Source organism: Anaerosalibacter bizertensis, from assembly GCF_009696605.1.
GTDB classification, from domain to species: domain Bacteria; phylum Bacillota; class Clostridia; order Tissierellales; family Sporanaerobacteraceae; genus Anaerosalibacter; species Anaerosalibacter bizertensis.
In genome coordinates this window covers 79,578-100,079 of sequence record NZ_VULR01000007.1, presented here as the reverse complement: position 1 = coordinate 100,079, position 20,502 = coordinate 79,578, and the positions used below count along the sequence as shown (strand labels likewise).

18 protein-coding genes and 1 riboswitch are annotated in these 20,502 nt (G+C 30.6%); all 18 genes read right to left on the bottom strand.

The features are described from left to right. Positions 1–18: 18 nt before the first annotated feature. Positions 19–1,233 carry a peptidase T gene (pepT, locus tag FYJ27_RS06540; protein ID WP_154484055.1) on the bottom strand — a complete coding sequence of 405 codons (1,215 nt, stop codon included), beginning with the start codon at positions 1,231–1,233 and terminating at the stop codon, positions 19–21. 32 nt (positions 1,234–1,265) lie between these two features. Continuing rightward, a complete protein-coding gene (locus FYJ27_RS06535) occupies positions 1,266–2,783 on the bottom strand; it encodes a YfcC family protein (RefSeq protein ID WP_154484054.1) in 1,518 nt (505 codons plus the stop codon). A gap of 115 nt (positions 2,784–2,898) precedes the next feature. Next, positions 2,899–3,507: an ECF transporter S component gene (locus tag FYJ27_RS06530; RefSeq protein ID WP_154484053.1), complete on the bottom strand. Its 609-nt coding sequence runs from the start codon at positions 3,505–3,507 to the stop codon at positions 2,899–2,901. A 106-nt stretch (positions 3,508–3,613) separates the two neighbouring features. Further along, a riboswitch (FMN riboswitch) is annotated at positions 3,614–3,736 on the bottom strand. A gap of 50 nt (positions 3,737–3,786) precedes the next feature. Then, on the bottom strand, positions 3,787–3,993 hold the full coding sequence (locus tag FYJ27_RS06525; RefSeq protein ID WP_326831050.1) for an amidohydrolase family protein: 207 nt from the start codon (positions 3,991–3,993) through the stop codon (positions 3,787–3,789). Then, a complete protein-coding gene (locus tag FYJ27_RS06520) occupies positions 3,971–4,465 on the bottom strand; it encodes a hypothetical protein (protein ID WP_154484052.1) in 495 nt (164 codons plus the stop codon). Before FYJ27_RS06520 ends, FYJ27_RS06525 begins: the two co-directional genes overlap by 23 nt. Before the next feature lie 79 nt (positions 4,466–4,544). Then, positions 4,545–5,711 carry an amidase domain-containing protein gene (locus FYJ27_RS06515; RefSeq protein ID WP_195839097.1) on the bottom strand — a complete coding sequence of 389 codons (1,167 nt, stop codon included), beginning with the start codon at positions 5,709–5,711 and terminating at the stop codon, positions 4,545–4,547. A 241-nt stretch (positions 5,712–5,952) separates the two neighbouring features. Next, on the bottom strand, positions 5,953–7,113 hold the full coding sequence (locus FYJ27_RS06510) for an amidohydrolase (protein ID WP_154484050.1): 1,161 nt from the start codon (positions 7,111–7,113) through the stop codon (positions 5,953–5,955). A gap of 30 nt (positions 7,114–7,143) precedes the next feature. Continuing rightward, the gene (locus FYJ27_RS12755) at positions 7,144–8,904 is read right to left on the bottom strand and encodes a hybrid sensor histidine kinase/response regulator (RefSeq protein WP_154484049.1); all 1,761 of its coding nucleotides are present in this window, start codon (positions 8,902–8,904) and stop codon (positions 7,144–7,146) included. 22 nt (positions 8,905–8,926) lie between these two features. Beyond that, positions 8,927–11,032, bottom strand: a complete 2,106-nt coding sequence (locus FYJ27_RS06500) for a Tex family protein (protein ID WP_154484048.1) — start codon at positions 11,030–11,032, stop codon at positions 8,927–8,929. Positions 11,033–11,161: 129 nt separating this feature from the next. After that, a protein-coding gene (gene prfB / locus FYJ27_RS06495) for a peptide chain release factor 2 (RefSeq protein WP_195839096.1) occupies positions 11,162–12,269 on the bottom strand; the annotation gives its coding sequence in 2 pieces (ribosomal slippage) (positions 11,162–12,193 and positions 12,195–12,269; 1,107 coding nt in all). Between the two features lie 14 nt (positions 12,270–12,283). Further along, positions 12,284–15,019, bottom strand: a complete 2,736-nt coding sequence (gene secA, locus FYJ27_RS06490) for a preprotein translocase subunit SecA (protein WP_154484046.1) — start codon at positions 15,017–15,019, stop codon at positions 12,284–12,286. A gap of 79 nt (positions 15,020–15,098) precedes the next feature. Further along, complete coding sequence (locus tag FYJ27_RS06485; RefSeq protein ID WP_154484045.1) at positions 15,099–15,701, bottom strand: DUF5317 domain-containing protein; 603 nt, start codon at positions 15,699–15,701, stop codon at positions 15,099–15,101. A gap of 75 nt (positions 15,702–15,776) precedes the next feature. Next, the gene (hpf, locus tag FYJ27_RS06480) at positions 15,777–16,310 is read right to left on the bottom strand and encodes a ribosome hibernation-promoting factor, HPF/YfiA family (protein ID WP_154484044.1); all 534 of its coding nucleotides are present in this window, start codon (positions 16,308–16,310) and stop codon (positions 15,777–15,779) included. A 447-nt stretch (positions 16,311–16,757) separates the two neighbouring features. Next, positions 16,758–17,228 (bottom strand): flagellar export chaperone FlgN, encoded by a 471-nt coding sequence (flgN, locus tag FYJ27_RS06475; protein WP_154484043.1) that lies wholly within the window; start codon positions 17,226–17,228, stop codon positions 16,758–16,760. A gap of 8 nt (positions 17,229–17,236) precedes the next feature. After that, complete coding sequence (gene fliS, locus FYJ27_RS06470) at positions 17,237–17,626, bottom strand: flagellar export chaperone FliS (protein WP_154484042.1); 390 nt, start codon at positions 17,624–17,626, stop codon at positions 17,237–17,239. 19 nt (positions 17,627–17,645) lie between these two features. Further along, positions 17,646–19,379, bottom strand: coding sequence for a flagellar filament capping protein FliD (fliD, locus tag FYJ27_RS06465; RefSeq protein ID WP_154484041.1), 1,734 nt, complete (start codon positions 19,377–19,379; stop codon positions 17,646–17,648). A gap of 11 nt (positions 19,380–19,390) precedes the next feature. Beyond that, positions 19,391–19,756, bottom strand: coding sequence for a flagellar protein FlaG (locus tag FYJ27_RS06460; protein WP_229775496.1), 366 nt, complete (start codon positions 19,754–19,756; stop codon positions 19,391–19,393). 47 nt (positions 19,757–19,803) lie between these two features. Further along, on the bottom strand, positions 19,804–20,484 hold the full coding sequence (locus tag FYJ27_RS06455) for a TVP38/TMEM64 family protein (RefSeq protein ID WP_154484040.1): 681 nt from the start codon (positions 20,482–20,484) through the stop codon (positions 19,804–19,806). Between the last annotated feature and the right edge of the window lie 18 nt (positions 20,485–20,502).

The window sequence follows — 20,502 nt, the reverse complement described above, 5'->3', positions numbered from 1 at the left end:
CCTTGTTTTATACATTAACTATTTTTTAGCATTATTTTCAGCAATCTTCACTATTAGCTGAGATGCTAATTTCATAGATTCTGTTGGTATAAATTCAAATCTTCCGTGAAAATTGTAGCCACCTGTGAAAATATTTGGACAAGGAAGACCCATGTAAGAAAGTCTTGCTCCATCTGTACCTCCTCTAATAGGTTTAATATCAGGTTCAACTCCAATATCCAACATAGACTTTTTAGCAAGTTCAACTATTTCCATATGGGGTTCTATTTTTTCTTTCATGTTATAATAGCTATCTTCAATTTCTATATTTATTATATCCCCATATTTATCATTTAAAAAACCTACAACTTTTCTAATATATGTTTTCTTCTGTTCAAATTTTTCCATAGAATGATCTCTAATAATGTAATTAACTACAGTATAATCTACACTTCCATTGATATCGTCTAGCAAGTAAAAACCTTCATAACCTTCTGTATACTCTGGTTTTTCGTTTACTGGCAACATATTCTCAATTTCCATAGCTACTCTAAGAGAATTAATCATTATATTTTTTGCTGAACCTGGGTGAACATTCTTTCCTTGAATTTCTATTCTAACACTTGCTGCATTAAAGTTTTCATATTCTAATTCACCAACTGGCCCTCCATCTACAGTATAGGCAAAGTCCGCTCCAAAACCTTTTACATCAAATAAATCTGCTCCTCTACCTATTTCCTCATCTGGAGTAAATCCTATCTTAATATCCCCATGCTCAATCTCTGGATGTAAGGTTAAGTATTCTATTGCATCCATAATTGCAGAAACTCCTGCCTTGTCATCAGCTCCAAGTAGTGTTGTTCCATCTGTTGTAATAAGCTCCTTGCCTACAAGCTCTTTTAAGAAAGGAAATTCTTCCTCTTTTATACTATACTTATCATTTAGTTTAATATCTCCGCCTTCATATGTTAAAATCTGTGGATTTGTACATTTACCATCTAAATCTGGGCTAGTATCTAGATGGGATATAAAGCCTATTGTAGGAACATCATTATTTGTATTCGATTTAAGTGTTCCATATACATATCCATTTTCATCTTGCTTTGCATCTTCAATTCCCAATTCTTTTAGTTCTTCTACTAATAAAGCTCCAAGTTCTAATTGGCCTGGTGTACTCGGACAAGTTTTGCTATTTTCATCAGATTTAGTATCTATAGCAATATACCTTTTAAATCTTTCAATAATTTGATCCATGACAAATCACCCTTTCTTTAATATTTATTATCCTATAATATCGTTTGTAGAGCAAGCATTAAAATGGAAAACACCCCTATTATGCCCATTAGTGGAAGTATAAATTTCAACCATTTATTATAAGTTACATCTACCATTTCAAGGGTTGCTAAAATCAGTCCTGTTGGAGTGATAAATGCCATCCAACCTTGACCCCAATTATATGCAGTAACTACAACAGCTCTTGATATGCCTACTGTATCTGCTAAAGGTGCCATGATAGGCATGGATAATGTAGCCAAACCTGATGAAGATGGTATGAAAAATCCGAGGAAACTAAATAGTATCATTTGGACTGCTGCAAAAAGACCTCTATTCATATTTTCAATAATTGATGATGTATAATGAAGTAATGTATCGGATATCATTCCGTTATCCATTACTATATTTATAGCCCTTGCAACACCAATAATAAGGACAACCCCTATTAAATCTGCTGCACCGTCTAAAAATGTATTAACAGCCTCTTTTTCAGAAAGTCCTGATAAAAATGCAATTATAAATGTTACTGCTAAAAATAGGCCGGACATTTCAGGAAACCACCACACACCTGTAGATACACCCCACACCATAACTGGAAATGCAGCTAAGAATACAATCAGTATTAAAATTCTTCTCCAATTAAATGGAACTACATTATCAGGATCATAATCTTCTAAAAACTTTTTCTCTATATTTTCCATATCATCATAAATTAATGAATTCTTTGGATCTTTTTTAACTTTATTGGCATATCTATAGATATATATAAGTGTTATAATCATGGCTAACACTAAACTTATAATACGGAACGTAAGCCCTTCACTAAAAGATATTCCTGCAGCATCTGAAGCTATTACTACAGAAAAAGGATTTACAGTTGAAAACATAGTACCAATAGAAGAACCCATATATATAGCTGCGATACATACTATAGCATCATAACCACTTGCTATGAATATAGGCATAAGTATAGGATATAAAGCTATGGTTTCTTCTGCTAATCCAAAGGTAGTACCACCTACTGCTATTAAGGCAGAGACAAATATTACTAATAAAAATTCTTTTCCTTTAGTCTTTCTTGACAATGCTGCAATACCTGCATCAAAGGTACCAGTCTTATTGATCAAACCTATAATACCTCCAAGTATCAATACGAAAACCATAATATCAACAGTATCCATTACTCCCTGAATAGGAGACATAATAATAGGCAATATACCTTGAGGTGATTGCTCTATTCTTTCATAGGTACCTGGAATTGCAATAGGTTTTTTAATACTTCCACTCAAAAATTTGTCTATATTCATTTTAATATTCAATCTATCTAAAGTTTCTTGAGTAGCTGGAAGGGTGCTTATTTCTCCTTTGTGATCTTCTACTTTAAAAACATTTTCTTCTACATTATATTCTAATCTTGAATAAAGTCCTGCAGGGACTATATAAGTCAATATAGCAGCCAATATTAAAACAATAAATAGAACTGTAAAAGCTGTAGGAAACTGAATCTGTTTTTTCTTTTGTTTTTTCATATGAGCTTTCATCTCCTTAATAAATATTATTTTTTCCAATCCCATTTATTATATTACCCTAATTTTTTTAATATATTGAATAAAATAAGACTGTCCAAAAGGACAGCCCTATAATTTATTTATGAAGTATTGGTGATACTTTTTTGTATAGAAGGAATGTAATTGATGTAACTATTACACCTTTTAATATATTGAAAGGAACTACTGCATAGATTATAAGTGATTTAAAATCTACTACATATTTGTTAACTGCACTTCCCATAGCTACAATCTTGTCTAATGGCATTCCAAATAACTTAGCATAGAATGGTATCATTACATAGTAGTTGGCAACAGCCATAGCAATAGTCATAGCTATAGTTCCTGCAATCATTCCTATAATTGCATTCTTAATATTTTTATTTTTGTGGTATATATATCCTGCTGTATATACAAATATACTTCCTACAACAAAATTTGCAAGTTCTCCTACTCCTCCAGTACTTGTTCCCTCTATAGCCACATTCAAGATATTTTTTATAAGCTCTATCAGAACTCCTGCTACAGGTCCTAGTGCAAATGCACCCATAAGTGCTGGAACTTCACTCAAATCCATTTTTAGAAATGGTGGTGCAAACCATAGCGGAAACTCTATTAACATCAATATAAATGCAATAGCTGATAATACTCCTACCTTAGTTAACATCCTAGTTGACATTTTACCTTTTTCTCTTTTTAACTCCATAATAAAATCCCTCCAAGTTTAGTATTTCTTCAGGGACTCAGAAAGGATTCAAAAAACCCCGAAGGATAACCTTCGGGGCAAAAATATACTCGCATCACATTTAAGTATAAATCTTCTCCCATCCAGACTTTAACTGTCGGCCTTGGATTTTCACCAAGTCAGCCAAAAAACTCTTGGCTCGCGGGCTATAACCGCCGGTGAGGAATTGCACCTCGCCCTGAAGATTATATTTAATCTCAATTACATTATATATATAAATAGTATTTATGTCAATAATATTTATCCTTTATATACTACTTTTCCATTGATAATAGTTGCAAAAGTTTTATAGTCTATATCTTTTAATGGATTTCCATCAAATATAACTATATCTGCATCTTTTCCTACTTCTAAACTTCCTACCCTATCTGATATTCCTATTATCTCTGCTGGATTAATAGTTATAGCTTTTAGTGCTTCTACTTCATCTAACCCTACTTGACATATGACAGATTGTATATTTATCTTTATCTAATTGTCTAATATTTATTATAATTCTATTTCCCTTAACCCAATTATTTTTATTTTCTATACCATTACCTACAGTACAATAATCTATATATCCATCTTTAGCTTGTAAGTCATATGTTATAAAAGTCTCAAAGCTTTTATCCTCTAAGTCCTGTATAAACTCTACCTTTTCAATTTTATAATCTTTAAGTGGATTAATTGCACCCTCTTGCATATCTATATTTTTAAATGTATATTCTATATATTTCGAAAATAATATTTTAGCTACTTTCACTTTATCTTTTTCATTAGTTTTTATTATAGGAACAAAAAACTTTGTATTTGTATCTACTTCAAAAGCTTCGTTCGTACCTACTATATCAACTCTAGTTTTAACATCCATTATATATACATATATTAAAATCATAAATAAAAATATTGATAATAAAAAATATGCTACTTTTTTCAATTTAATCACCTTCTATTTTAATTCTTATACAAGGCGTACATATAAAACCATCTTACTCAATACAATCTAATTTTTGAATTTACAAATAATATATATATATTCTTATTCCAGAAACTCTTCCTTTAAGACTATTATGATTTTTGCTATCAGAATGAGCCGCATATGAAAAGTCAGACTTTGAAGTATTTCTCTTATTTACAAATATTGTATGATATGCTACTCCCTTGCTATTAACCAATGATATAGCATCACCTTGATAGGTTTTGTCATAAACAGCTTTTTTAAAATTTGATTTAGTTTGCGATGCTGATACATCAGTAAATTTACCTGCCCTTACTTGCCAATGCCATCTAAACATATTGGCTCCTCTCCACGTAGAAGATATCTGGTTTAAATTATATCCTTTATAATACCAAGCTGAAGTATTATCTACTTTTCCATCTTTAAATTTCATGCCTCCCGCTCTTAAACACTGAGAAACAAAGTTAGCACAATCACCACCAGAACCTGAAAAATCTCTATAATTAGGATTACGTTTAGATCCATCCCATTTTATCGCATAAGCCATAGCCTTTGACTCATTATATTCAATAGCTTTTGTTAAGCTGATTTCATCATCTTTTATAAATTCACCTAGTTTTTCATTAATTGATTTCATTAATTTTAAATTTTGTTCATCATTATAATTATCTTCCGTTGAAATATTAGACGCTAAAGAAGCTATAATTTCTTTAACTTGGAATTCACCCATTCCTGTTTTTTTAACCACATCTTCAATATTACTTGCTAAATAATTCATAGACTTTTCTTTCATGTCATCAATATTTATATTTGCATATTTTAATAAATATTGCTCTACTTTCATATAAGAATCAACGCTTTGATAATATTGGGGCATTGGATCATGTCCCATATTGTTTTCATAAATATATTCTAAAATGTCTGTCTTCAATTGATTTTGATCAATATCATTTAGGTCAGGATATGATTCTTTAATATATTCATCTAAAGATTTTTTTACTTCAGTGATTTTAATCTTCTTATCTTCTTCATTCAAGTCCTCCGATTGAATAGAAAAATCAATAATTTTTTCTTGTTGTTCGTTAATCTTAATCTTTTCATTTTCATTATTATTTTCTACCACATCAAAATTTAAATATTCCTCTATTTCATATTCATTACTTGCAAAAGATGTCGTTGTAAAAATAAACATTATTGCAAAAACTAACCCTAAAATTTTTTTCATAATATTCTCTCCTATCATATTATTAGCTTTGTAGATTTAAATAAAAGTTGTTTTATATTCTTATTTTCAAATCTACAAAGCCATATGATTACAATATTATTTATATTATACCATTTTTGGAACAAAATAAATTACTATTATTAAAAAATTTCATTTTTAATCTAATTATAAATATATTAAGAGGTAGCTTTTTAAAAAGCTACCTCTTAATATATTTCCTCTTCAAAATTTGCTATGCAGCCTACTTTCTATATACTACTTTTCCATCGATAATAGTTGCAAAAGTTTTACAATCTATGTCTTTTAATGGATTTCCATCAAATATAACTATATCTGCATCTTTTCCTACTTCTAAACTTCCTACCCTATCTGATATTCCTATTATCTCTGCTGGATTGATTGTTATAGCTTTTAGGGCTTCTACTTCATCTAATCCAGACTTAGCTGCTAGTCCTGCACAAAGGGGTAGATATTGTAGTGGAATAACTGGAGAATCTGTTATAATAGCAATTTTTACTCCTGCTTCATGGAGTATCTTAGGAGTATCAAAGGTTTGATTTCTAAGTTCTATCTTAGATCTATCTGTTAAAGATGGTCCAACTATAGCAGGTTTCCCTTCTTCTGCTAATATATCTGCAATTAAATGGCCTTCAGTACAGTGATCTAAAGTTATATCTACATCAAATTCTTTAGCTATTCTTATAGCTGTTAAAATGTCATCTGCCCTATGGGCGTGAGCTTTAAGTGGTATTTCCTTTTTAAGTACCTTTATCATGGCCTCCATCTTCATATCATATTCTGGCATTTTAGAAGAATCTTCTAACCCTTCTTCTTTCTGTTTAAGGTACTCTTTCGCCTTAAATAATGTTTCTCTCAATTTAGCTGCTGTAGCCATCCTAGTTATAGGGGATTTTTTTTGACTTTCATACACCCTTTTTGGGTTTTCTCCAAAGGCAACTTTCATAGCCACAGGTTCTTTTATGATCATATCATCAACCCTTTTTCCATAAGTCTTAATAGCTACAAATTGTCCCCCAACTACATTGGCACTTCCAGGTCCTGTAACTGCTGTAGTTACTCCTCCCATATAAGCTTCTTTAAAATTAATATCCATAGGATTTATTCCATCTATTGCTCTTAAATGGGGAGTTACTGGTTCTACCCATTCATTTCCGTCATCACCTTCAAATCCCATACCATCTTCCCACATTCCTAAATGACAATGAGCATCTATAAATCCTGGAGTTATCATTCTTCCCTCAGCATCTATAATTTCTGAGTCCAATGGTGCTACAAGGTCTTTGCCTATTTCTACTATTTTTCCATCATCAATTAATATACTTCCATTTTCAATTATTTCCCCGGCCATAGTATGGATACGACCATTTTTTATAAGCAACATATAATCCCTCCCTATATTTATTTTGACTCTCTAACTAATATTATAGCTTTTATTCTTAACCACATCAACAATTTTTAAAGCTTTCCCAATAGTATCTGATAATTCTTCTACTGTACAAGGCTTATTCAATATATAATCGATAGTATCACAATTTTCTACAATATCATCTACAAATCCCGTTAAAAGTATAAAAGGTTTATTAGGATATTCTTTTTTTACCTTTTGTGAAACCTCAATTCCATTTTTATATGGCATAGAATAGTCACATATTATGAGGTCATATTCTTTTTCTGAAAGTCTTGACATAACCTTTTCTCCCCTAGTCTCTACATCTGCATTCATATTCAATAGGGAAACAAGTTCTTTTATAGATTTTGCTACAATATATTTATCATCTACCACTAAAATATTTGCAGCAGTCTTATATTCTTCTTCCTCTTCTGCTACTTTTAACTGTTCCTTCGTAGTACTAGGGAATATTATGGTAAACTTGCTACCTTTATTTACTTGGCTTTCTACTTTTATATCTGCACAATGTTCGTTTAATACTTTTTTAACAATGTTTAGTCCTAAACCCGTTCCATGTTCTCCTTTGGTAGTAAAGAAAGGATCAAATATTTTTTCTAACATATCTTCTTCGATCCCTATTCCTGTATCTTCTACTTCTATGTAACTATCTTCACCTTTGTCATAGGTCTTTATTTTAACAACTCCATCATATGTTATAGAATCAACAGCATTTAATAGTATATTTAATATTACCTGTCTTATTTCAAATTCATTGCAATATATATATTTTCTTGAATTTAATTCTTTTATAAGTTTTACATCTCCTGTGTTTTTCCTATCCATTTCAATGACACCATGATCGATCATATCTACACTGTCTTTAACCAAATCATTTAACCCATGTATTTCTTTTTTAGCATTATAACTACCCTTTATATAGCTTTGTATTTTATTCATCATAGCTTTTCCATCAAGGGCAGTCTTATATATAGTATTTAGATATTTTTTTACTTCTTCATCTTTTTCTTTCAGCAAACACATCTGTGAAAATCCTACAATAGTTGCTAATATATTGTTAAAGTCATGGGACATACTTTCAGATAGTTCTCCCAAAGTCTTTAAGTTTTCAATTCTCTTTAGTTCCCTTTCATATTCTTCTTGTTGCCTTTGTCTTATGGATAAGTTAATAAGAGAAGTTTTTATAAGTTCTAAATAAGTATATACATTTCCACCACTAGAATCTTCTAGAACAAATAAATCATGAAGAGTGATAAGACTTAAAAAATCTTTTTCATGAAAATCATCAATTATATATTTAATAACTACCATTATATTTTTTTGTCTACAGATCTTTTTCATTTTTTTATGAAGGGTACATAGCTCTTCCCCTTTTACACGAGAAGTATAAAAACTGTCCCTTGTAGTATAAACTATTATCTTTTCAAATCCTTTTTCCTTATAACTGTCTATTTCTTTTTCATAAAAATCTATTATTTTATCTAATGAAAGCAATCCATTATCTAAAAACTTTTCTTCTGAACATACAAAAGTTAATTGTCCATTTTTATATTTCTCTTCCATATCTATTTTAAAATACTTCCCCATACTTTTTAAATCAGGCTTATCTTTTTTTTCATTATACACATATATTAGTGCTCCCTCATCATGTAATACATTATTGACAAGTTTTTTAAGGGGTGTTACATACTTCTTCCCAAAATTAGAGCTAATAATGCCACAGAAAAGTTTTCCAGTATACTCTAATTCTCTAACTTCTTCCACAGAACTACCTCCTTAATGGGACCTATATATCTCTCATACTTAAAGAAATTTTTCCCTTGGATATATCAATATCTAAAACCCTTACTTGGACTATATCCCCTATTTTTACTACTTCCATAGGATGTTTTATAAATTTATCGCTTAATTTTGATATGTGAACTAGTCCATCTTGTTTTACACCTATATCTACAAAAGCTCCAAAATCCACTACATTTCTCACTGTTCCTGTAAGGACCATATCTGGCTTTAAGTCTTCTATATTTAATACATCTGTTCTAAATATGGGTTTTGGCATATTTTCCCTTGGATCTCTTCCAGGTTTTTTTATCTCCTCGATAATATCTTTCAAGGTAGGTATACCTACTTCTAACTCTTCAGATAAGCTATCTAAACTTACTTCATCTAAAGCATCTCTTTCTAGAATTTTCTCAGCTATATCATAAGACTCTGGATGTACTGCTGTATTGTCTAGTGGATTTTCGCCTTCTGGAATCCTTAAAAAACCAGCACATTGTATGAAAGTTTTTTCTCCTAAGCCCTTAACTTTTAAAAGCTCTTTCCTATTTTTAAATATACCATTCTCATCCCTATAGTCTACTATATTTGCAGCTACCCTATTAGATATTCCTGACACATATTTAAGTAGTGATGTACTGGCTGTATTTAGATCTACTCCTACTGTATTTACAGAAGACTCTACTACTCCACTTAAAGCTTCATTTAATTTAGTTTGATTTAAATCATGTTGATACTGGCCTACCCCTATATGTTTAGGCTCTATTTTTACAAGTTCAGCTAGGGGATCTTGTAGTCTTCTAGCTATAGATATAGCGCCTCTTAGTGAAACATCCATGCCTGGAAATTCTTCATTAGCTATTTTAGAAGCTGAATAAACTGATGCTCCTGCCTCACTAACTATTATGTAAGACACATCTTTATTTTCCAGTTCTTTTAGCATCTCTACTACTACTTGCTCCGTTTCCCTAGAAGCCGTTCCATTACCTATAGCAATTATATCCACATTGTGTTTATTTATTAGTCTTTTTAGCTCTGTTTTTGTCTTTTCTACTTGATTTTGAGGTTCTGTAGGATAGACTACAGTAGTTTCTAATAGTTTTCCAGTTCCGTCTACTACTGCTACTTTACATCCTGTTCTAAACCCTGGATCTACTCCCATAACTACTTTGTTTTTTATAGGAGGTTGCATAAGTAATGGCTTTAAATTTGTAGAAAAGACTTTTATTCCTTCATCTTCTGCCCTTTCTGTTAAAGCTCCTCTAATTTCTCGCTCTATTGAAGGAAATATAAGTCTTTTATATCCGTCTTCAATAGCCATTTCTAAATATTCTGTAGTAATAGCTCTATTATTTTTTATCATTTCCCTTTTTAGAATATTTAATATTTCTTCATCAGGAACCAATATTTTAACCCTAAGAACTTTTTCCTTTTCTCCTCTATTTATAGCTAATATTCTATGATTAGGAATAGTTTTTACTTTTTCATTATAGGAATAATACATTTCATATACAGTTGATTCTTTACTATCTACTACTTCTGATTTTAAAATTCCCTTTTCGAAAAATATCTTTCTTATTATCTTTCTAAACTTAGCATTATCAGAAACTATTTCTGCTATAATATCCATTGCTCCATTATAAGCTTCTTCTGTACTTTCTACTCCTTTTTCTATATCTATAAAAGGGCTAGCTATTTTTTCTAAGCTACCTTCTTCAATCTCTTCATCAATAATTATCTTAGCTAAAGGTTCCAATCCTTTTTCCTTTGCCTTAGTAGCTCTTGTTCTCCTTTTTTTCTTATAAGGCCTATATAGATCTTCTACCCTTTGAAGAGTATCTGCATTTAGTATTTCCTTTTTTAAATCATCTGTTAGTTTTCCTTGTTCTTCAATAAGTCTTATGACTTCATCCTGTCTATTTTCTAGATTTCTTAAATAATTTAGTCTATCATTTAGCTCTCTTAAAACTATATCATTTAATTCTCCAGTTTGTTCCTTCCTATATCTGGCAATAAAAGGAATAGTATTACCTTCGTCAATAAGCCTTATAGTATTGTTGACTTGGAAACTTTTAAGTTTAAATTCCTTCATCAAAATACTACTGATGTCCATTTAACCACTTCCTATCCTAATATATTGTTAATATTATTAAAACCACCACTATACTATTCTACAAATTTTATAAAATTCCTTTGTTTGACAATTAATAATTTTTTAATAGCTATTAATTAAAACCCTTCTTTAAAGAAGGGTTTTTTGTTTTAAGTATTCATTTATAAACATATCTATATCTCCATCCATCACACTATTTATATCTCCTACTTCTAAATTAGTCCTATGGTCCTTGACCATATTGTATGGATGGAAGATATAAGACCTAATTTGAGATCCCCATGCAATTTGAGTATATTTACCTTGTAAATCCTCAATTTTTTCCTTATGTTCTTCTTCTTTCAGTTGTATAAGCTTAGCTTTGAGCATCTTCATAGCATTTATCCTATTGCTATGTTGAGATCTTTCATTTTGACATTGTACTACAATACCAGTAGGAATATGGGTTATCCTTACGGCAGAATCTGTTGTATTTACATACTGTCCTCCTGCACCACTAGATCTATAGGTATCGATTTTTAAATCCTTAGAATCTATATCTATATCTGTATCATCACCTAGCTCTGGATAGACATCTATACTAGCAAAAGAAGTATGTCTTCTACCCGAAGAATCAAAAGGGGATATTCTTACAAGTCTATGAACCCCTTTTTCAGATTTTAAATATCCATAGGCATTTAACCCCTTTATAAGAAGGGTTGCACTTTTTATTCCTCCTGCTGTATCAGGAAGGATATCTAAAGTATCTATTCCAAAGCCTTTGTCCTCTGCCCATCTTCTGTACATTCTAAGAAGCATTTCTGCCCAGTCTTGAGCTTCCAATCCTCCAGCTCCTGAATGAATGGATAGTATAGCATTATTTTTATCATATTCTCCATTTAGAAGGGTAGTTAGTTTCAAATTCTTAGCCTTTTTGGCCACCTTATTGTAAGAATTTTTTATCTCCTTATTTAAAGAAAAATCTTCTTCTTCAAGGGCCAATTCAATAAGAACTTCTAAATCTTCTAATTCCGATTCTAAACTTTCATACTCATCTATTCTATCTTTTAAATGTTTAGATTCTTGAAGAACTTTCTGTGCATTTTCTACATCCTGCCAAAACTCTTCTTTAGCTGCTTCTATATCTAAGTCTTTAACCCTTTTTTTCATACTATCTATGTCAAAGGGAAACACCCAAATCTTTTAGTTCATTCCTAATTGAGGCTACTCCTTCTCTATATTCATGAATGCCTTCCATTAAATCACTCCAATCTATGCATTTCTGCCACAGCACTTTTTATATTTTTTCCCACTTCCACAAGGACAAGGATCATTTCTGCCAACTTTTTTCTCTTTAACTATTGGCTTTTGTTTCCCCTGATTTTCTTTATTGGTTGAAACCGCTTTTGCAACCCTCTTTCTTTCCATTTTATCTGGAGTTTCAACATTGTACAAATATTTAACAGTATCTTCTTGTATGCTAATAGTCATATCTTCAAACATGTCAAAACCTTCTATTTGGTAAGCTCTTACAGGATCTTCTTGACCATAAGCTCTAAGGCCAATACCTTGCTTTAGTTGAGCCATAGCATCTATGTGGTCCATCCACTTATTGTCTACTACCTGAAGAAGTACAATCCTCTCTATTTCTCTAAATCTTTCTTCTCCTATTTCTGCTTCTTTTTCTTTATAGCGTTTTTCAGATAGACTGTACAACTTTTCTCTAATTTCTTCTTTATCCATATTGTTAATATTTTCTTTAGTCAAATACCCAGAAGGTAAAAAAGATGTTTTTAAATAATTTTCAAATCCCTCTAAATCCCATTCTTCTACAAACTCGCTGCCTTGAGAATACATATCTATAGCCCTATCTATCATGGATTTAGTCATAGACATTATATAGTCTCTTAGATTTTCTCCTTCTAGCACTTTTCTTCTTTCACTGTATATTACTTCTCTTTGCTTATTCATTACATCATCATATTGAAGAACATGCTTTCTAATAGCAAAGTTATTTCCTTCTACTTTACTTTGAGCACTTTCAATAGACTTAGTTAAAAGTTTATGTTCTAATGGTTCATCATCTGGAAAATTATCCCCAATAAATCCTTGAACCCTATTACTTCCAAACAATCTCATTAAATCATCTTCAAGGGAAATATAGAATCTAGATGAACCTGGATCTCCTTGACGACCAGCACGTCCTCTAAGCTGATTGTCTATCCTTCTTGACTCATGTCTTTCAGTACCTATGATATGAAGTCCTCCTACCTCTACAACTTCATCATGTTCTTTATCTGTTTCTTCTTTAAACTTTTCATAAAATTTTTCATATACCTTCCTTGCTTCCAATATCTCAGCATCCTTTGTGTCAATAAAGCTATCTACTTGAGATATAATTTCTTCATCATAGCCTTTCTTCTTCATTTCTGCCTTTGCAAGGTATTCTGGATTCCCTCCAAGTACTATATCTGTACCACGACCAGCCATATTTGTAGCTATAGTCACCGCTCCAATCCTACCAGCTTGAGCTACTATCTCAGCTTCCCTCTCATGATGTTTAGCATTCAATACTTCATGTGGTATTTTTTCTTTTTTAAGCATTTTACTTAGTATCTCAGATTTTTCTATAGAAATGGTACCTACAAGTATAGGTTGACCTGTACTATGTCTTTCTTTTATCTCTCTAACTGCTGCATTGAACTTAGCTTCTTCATTTTTATATATGCTATCATGGAAATCTTCCCTTATAACAGGCTTATTTGTTGGAATCTCTACTACATCCATATTATATATCTCTCTAAATTCAGATTCCTCTGTTTTTGCTGTACCTGTCATACCAGAAAGTTTCTTATACATTCTAAAATAATTTTGGAATGTAATTGTAGCTAAAGTCTTAGACTCGCTTCTTACTTCTAATCCTTCCTTAGCTTCAATAGCTTGATGTAGTCCATCGCTATACCTTCTACCATGCATAATTCTTCCTGTAAACTCATCTACAATCAATATTTCTCCATTTTTCACTACATAATCTATGTCCCTTTTCATTAGATATCTTGCTTTTAAACCTTGATTTATATGGTGAGCTATCTCCATATTATCTGGGTCTGCTAGGTTTTCAAGTCCAAAAAAACCTTCTGCTTTTTTAGTCCCTTTTTCAGTTAGTGTAACAGTTCTAGCCTTTTCATCTACTACAAAGTCTACTACTTCTTCTTTTATTTCTCTATCAAATGGATCAGACTTTCTTTCATTTGGATCTATTTTTCTTCCTTCTAATTTTTTAACAAAATTATCTGCTGTATAATAAAGTTTTGTAGATTTATCTCCTGCACCTGAAATAATAAGAGGTGTTCTTGCTTCATCTATAAGAATACTATCTACTTCGTCTACTATGGCAAAGTTTAATTTTCTTTGAACCATTTCATCTTTGTATATAACCATATTGTCCCTTAAATAGTCGAATCCAAATTCATTATTGGTTCCATAGGTTATATCACAATTATAGGCTTCTTTCCTTTCTTCACTATCCATATCATGGGTGATACAGCCTACACTAAGACCTAGGAATTCATATACTTTTCCCATCCATTCTTTATCCCTTTTTGCCAAATAGTCATTGACTGTAACTATATGAACCCCTTCTCCAGTAAGGGCATTTAAATATGCAGGAAGGGTTGCTACAAGGGTTTTTCCTTCCCCTGTCTTCATTTCTGCTATTCTTCCTTGATGGAGTATTATACCTCCTTCAAGTTGAACCCTGAAATGTTTCATACCTAAAACCCTACTAGAAGCTTCTCTTACTACTGCAAAAGCTTCTGGGAGTATATCATCTAATGTCTCTCCTTTTTCCAATCTCTTCTTAAATTCAGATGTCTTTTCTTTCAACTCTCTATCAGAGAGTCTTTCTGTACTGCCTTCTAAATCTTCTATTTTATCTACTAAAGGAGCTATCTTTTTCAATTCTCGCTCACTATAGGAGCCAAATATCTTTTCAAATAAGGCTTTCATTTTCTAACCACCTTTCAAAAACAGAACATATCCATCAATCAATTTTACCATTAATTATTTTGATATACAAGATATGTGATTATCTGCTTATAAAGTCAAATTGAACCATATTCCCAAAATCCCTATCTTCAGATATCATTATTTCTTGTATAAGTACAAATAATCCTAAGTAAATTATAAAATCCCCTAAGCTAAATATATGAGGATAAGGATATGGTTTTGGTAATACGATTATATCTCCTAATATAGCCAATTTAGTTTTTTCTACTATAGGAGTATATAAAGGTAATTTCCCTTGTTCTAAAAGGAAGCCAAGGTCTTCAAAACCTAATAATTCTATTCCTTCAACAAGTATAGGTCTCTTCCATCCATTGAAAATCATTGCTAAAATATTCATAATTGAACCTGCTAAAACAACCCATAATGATCTATATCTTAAATTAATTATTATTCCTATAAACAACAATATATAGGATATAATAGATAACTGTTTGGTAAATCTAAATACTTCATCAAGATAATGTAGTTCTTCGATGAAATTAATTGTTACTAAAAAGTATTGAATAATTAAGGCCAATATTAAAACCCACATTTTCTTGAAATTAACCCTCTTAAATCTTGATAATTTGCCACCTCTTACAAGGCCTATTATTATAGATAATATAATTATTTCAATAAACAATAAAATCCCTCCTTATACTAAAAAATTGCAGGATTTTCATCCTGCAATTTTGCACTCTATATAAATATTATACTATTAAAACTCTGGTTCAATCAAGCCATAATTTCCGTCTTTCCTTTTATATACTACATTTACTTCATCAGTCTCTCCATTCATAAATACAAAGAAATTATGTCTAAGTAATTCCATTTGAAGAATAGCTTCCTCAGCATCCATTGGTTTCATTGCAAATCTTTTCACTTTAACTAATTTTGGTATATCTTCTTCCTTTGGTTTAGGCATTGGTTCAATATTTTCAAATCTTATAGTTTCCCCATTTTGGTATCTCTTTTGAAGCTTTGTCTTATATTTTCTTATTTGTCCTTCTAAAACATCAACTGCTTTATCAATAGAGTTATACATATCATCACTATATTCCTCAGCACGGAGTATTGTTCCAGGAAGGTTGATTGTAACCTCAATTATCTGTCTATTCTTCTCTACGCTAAAGGTTACATTGGTATCCACATCCTCTTGAAAGTACTTATCAAGTTTCCCTATTTTTTTAAAAGTTATTTCCTTTAGAGCATCTGTTATATCCATATTCTTACCAGTGATCTTTATCTTCATAGACCCCAACTCCTTTCATGCAAGTAAAACTACTTGCTTCTCTTATTAGTATATAATACCCACAAAAAACCCACTTATAACAAAAATATTTTACTTATGGATTTATTCACTCCTTTTGTATAATTATTTATAAACTTATTAACAATTATATGTGGAGCAATAGTGGATTATATTCATGTTTTTCTGTGGATAGTGTGTATAATTCTGTGGAAAACTGTATATAGTACTTTTAATCATGTGGATAAGTCTCTTGATAAAAAGTGGACAAGTCATATTTCTTTGAAATTCCACCTTTTATGATAATATTAACAATTATTTGATAATTATACTTATTCTTATTGTAGTACTTTAAGAGAAAAAAATCAACTAAAAACACTATATGTACAATATATACATCTTATATACATAGAATATGCATAAAAAAAAGAAATAACTGTAAAATTACAGCTATTTCTTTTCATCTATAAAAATATTTGAATCTAAAGTTTTGTTATAACCTTTATAGGCTTTTTTCCCTTTTTTCAATTTTTTTAGGTCTAATTTTATTTTTTCCAAACTCTTTTTTAAAACTTTATTGTTTTCTTCATCTAAAATAGATATAGCCATCAAAGTAGAGCTTATCTCTCTTATAGTCCCCTTTAGTTCTCTTAGATTTGGATACTCTTCTACATTTAACTCATTTATATCGTCAATATTACATTTATTTTTTAACTCAGAAAATTTGATTAAAAATTCCCTATCTAATACATCTATTTTTTTTATTATCTCGTCTTTTTTGTCCAGTATTTCATCATTACTAAGCATATCTTCTTTTCCAATATATTTTTTTTGAACTTTTGTAAGTTTTAAAATAGAGTTTAGATGGCCTAGTTTTTCTTTACTTATGTATATCATACTATCTATTAGTTCTTTAGCCATATCTACACCTACTTATTTTTATATCTAGCTTTTTTAGATTTTTGCATAGCTTCTTTCCAAGTATCTTTTAAATCTGTTAAAAGCTCTAAAACTTCATCTAAAGGTTCTACTTCCTTCTTTATATTTCCATCAATTAGCCTGTCCATCATAAATTCATAAAGCTCTCTTAAATTCTTTGATACTTCATAATCCATATTTAATGACGCATTTAATTCTATAATTATATCTTGAGCTCTCATTATAGATTCATGAGCTCTCTTTATGTCCCCTTTTTCAATACTTAATTTCCCAATATTTATAAACTTAATTCCACCTTCATAAAGCATAAGGGTCAATTCCTCTGGAGTTGCTGTATATACAGTATTTTGTTTATATTGATTTAGGGCATTATAATTCATTTAACCAATCCTTTCCCTTCTAATTAGAAAATTGCTGCATAAGCCACATACTCTGTTGATTCATACGAGAAAGAGCTTTTTCCATAGCTGCAAATTTGGAGTAATAATGGTTTTCTTTTTCAAATAAGTACACATTCAAATCATCAATCTTACTTTCTAATTTCATAACATCTTTATCTATCATACTAATACTACTATGCTTCGTTACAAAATCTATAAGCATATTAGACTTAACATTTCTATATAGATTGGAATCATCACCTATGCCTGATTTATTGATAATATCTTGCATACCTAAAATAAGATTATCATAAAGTCTTGTTACGATTCCACTTTGTTTCCTTTTAGCTTGAAGCTGTTCACTACTAAGTTCTCTATCAGATTTATAAGATGTAACCCCTTCTAATTCTCCTTTTCCATAGTCTGGACTTTTAAAAAGGAGTTCTAAAACACCATCTGCATCTTTTCTAATAGCTTCCTTTAATTTTATCTCATCTATAGATAATTTGCCACCTAAACTGCCTTGAGAAAACTTTTCCGTACTAATACCAATTTCAGTTAAATGTTTGAAGCTTCCTTCCACACCTTCTATGTTCTCATACATCCAAGTTCTTGAGTTTCTCATAGTCCTTGAAATCAACTCATCACTTCTTAAAAGACCAGATTTAGCTTTTTCCTCCCAAAGCTCAATATCTTTTTTATCCATTTCCTTCTTTTGGTCAGCAGTTAAAGGCAGATAATCCCTATATTTTTTCTGAGTCAAAAGCAAATTAGATTTTTCAACTAATTTATTATATTCCTCTACAAATTTCTCAACCTTTTCATAAAAAGCATCTATATTAGTATCTACAGTTGCAGTGAAACTGCCTATACTTTTTATATTAAAATCCATACCGTTTATAGTAAATTGGTTGGACCCTATTTCAATACCTTCTGCACCATCAAAGTTTATTCTAGCATTTTTGCCTCTATATTTTCCTTCTGAATCTGATTTTTGGTTAGTATTTAATTTTAGTAAACTGTTGTCACCTTCAATGAAACCATTCTTACCATCTATAACACTTTTATCATCTATCTTTATCCATGTATCTGTGCCAGTTCCTTCTGTTTGAAAAAAGAACCTATCTATATTTGCATCATAAACAGCTCTTACACCTAATGATACTTCTTTTTTATTATCCCCTTCTCCTACCTCAACTTTAGCATTATTTATAGCCTTTACTACATCATTAATACTTTGTGAACCTGTAAATTCAAATTCCTTAGTTCCATTTTTAGTATCTATAGAAAACTTTATTACATCTCCTTCATCTAATCCAAACTGACTAGCCAAATTGTCTTTAGTTCCACCTTCTACAGTAATATTGCTGCTACTTGCCATCTTGACCCCTTCTGCCAATTGTTCTACTTCTACATTGTAGCTTCCGCTCATTGCTTTGGCAGTTGTACTAACTGTGCCTACTGATTCATTAGATGATGTGGCAGACTTTACCCAAGTTAATTTTTCATATGAATTTGAAACCATAGCTCCTGTGGAAGTCGTGGTTGTAAGGCCAAATTCTTTCCTGGTATTCAATATAAAATTTGCAAAATCTTTATTTAAATCATTATAAGCTTCCCTTTTCCAAACCAATAGCTGTTTGTCTTGTTCTACCCTATTTAACTTAACTTTCTCTGTTTCCATTAATTTTCCAACCATCTCTTCTGTATCAAATGGAGAAGCTAAACCTGTAATCCTTAAATTATTATACATAATATCACCACCTATATCCTTTCATCTACCATTATCCCTGTTATTTCCCAAATAGCAGCCACCAGGTCTAATATTTTTTCTGGAGGTATTTCTCTTATTACTTCATCAGTATTTACATCTATTACTTTTACCATTATTTGTTTTGTATTATCATGAATTGAAAATTCAAATCTTCTATCATATATAATAAATTTCTCATTGGCTTCTTCTATTCCTTTTATAATTTCATCTTCTGTATATTTTTTATCTTCTGGGAAGGAACCTTGTCCTTTTTTAATATTTGAATTTATGTGTTTATCAATATTTAAATTATTTATTTCTTCGCCTACAGTCATATAATTAGCCTTAGGTATAGATAAACTTTCTCCAACTCTCATATATATCCCCCTCTCTTACTCTTATTTTATATATCGACTAAGTAGGGTTATTCTTTAGATTTAAATTTACTATTTCTTTGCCAAAGTATGACTATACCAACATATATAATCTTGATACTAGCCCCTATAATAGCCCCTATTGGATCTTCCTTTAAATTAACTGCTCTTGAAAAGAAAAAGGTAGTTATAAATTGGCCTGGTCCAAGGCCTAAAATTGTTCCCAATATATAATCTCTAAGTTTAATAGATGTAACACCCGATACAAAATTAGCCACACTAAAGGGTATGAAAGGCATACTTCTCAAGAAAAACACATAACCAATTCCAAATTTCTCTATCTTCCCTTTCACTTCATCTAAACTGACTTTTCTCTTCTTTCTATTATAGATTTTATATACAATTTTCATTACATCATCTTGAAAAACCCGTGCTATGTAAAAAGATACTATAGAGCCTACTATTCCTCCAATAAAAATATATATAAATCCTTTTAAGCCAAAAAAGAAAGCCCCAAAAGCATTTAACCAGGATATAGGTACGAAAAACACAACTAATACAGCTGTAGCTATAGTAAAAAACATTCCAAAATTTGTACTTACTTTTGCTGTGGTAAAAAAATCTATTAAGCTTTCCTTATCATATATATTTACAGTAGAAATAAGGTATATGAGAAAGCCTACAAAACCTGCTATTAAAAGCCATTTCAATTTTTTTCTATTTTTTTTCATAAAAAGCACCTCTGATAT

Excerpts from the sequence above, each read along its gene's own strand:
- FYJ27_RS06515 (WP_195839097.1), bottom strand. The coding sequence starts at position 5,711 with ATGAAAAAAATTTTAGGGTTAGTTTTTGCAATAATGTTTATTTTTACA.
- FYJ27_RS06535 (WP_154484054.1), bottom strand. The coding sequence starts at position 2,783 with ATGAAAAAACAAAAGAAAAAACAGATTCAGTTTCCTACAGCTTTTACA.
- fliS (WP_154484042.1), bottom strand. The coding sequence starts at position 17,626 with ATGAATTATAATGCCCTAAATCAATATAAACAAAATACTGTATATACA.
- FYJ27_RS06530 (WP_154484053.1), bottom strand. The coding sequence starts at position 3,507 with ATGGAGTTAAAAAGAGAAAAAGGTAAAATGTCAACTAGGATGTTAACT.
- secA (WP_154484046.1), bottom strand. The coding sequence starts at position 15,019 with ATGAAAGCCTTATTTGAAAAGATATTTGGCTCCTATAGTGAGCGAGAA.
- FYJ27_RS06455 (WP_154484040.1), bottom strand. The coding sequence starts at position 20,484 with ATGAAAAAAAATAGAAAAAAATTGAAATGGCTTTTAATAGCAGGTTTT.
- FYJ27_RS06500 (WP_154484048.1), bottom strand. The coding sequence starts at position 11,032 with ATGGACATCAGTAGTATTTTGATGAAGGAATTTAAACTTAAAAGTTTC.
- hpf (WP_154484044.1), bottom strand. The coding sequence starts at position 16,310 with ATGAAGATAAAGATCACTGGTAAGAATATGGATATAACAGATGCTCTA.
- fliD (WP_154484041.1), bottom strand. The coding sequence starts at position 19,379 with ATGTATAATAATTTAAGGATTACAGGTTTAGCTTCTCCATTTGATACA.
- pepT (WP_154484055.1), bottom strand. The coding sequence starts at position 1,233 with ATGGATCAAATTATTGAAAGATTTAAAAGGTATATTGCTATAGATACT.
- flgN (WP_154484043.1), bottom strand. The coding sequence starts at position 17,228 with ATGGCTAAAGAACTAATAGATAGTATGATATACATAAGTAAAGAAAAA.
- FYJ27_RS06460 (WP_229775496.1), bottom strand. The coding sequence starts at position 19,756 with ATGAGAGTTGGAGAAAGTTTATCTATACCTAAGGCTAATTATATGACT.
- FYJ27_RS06510 (WP_154484050.1), bottom strand. The coding sequence starts at position 7,113 with ATGTTGCTTATAAAAAATGGTCGTATCCATACTATGGCCGGGGAAATA.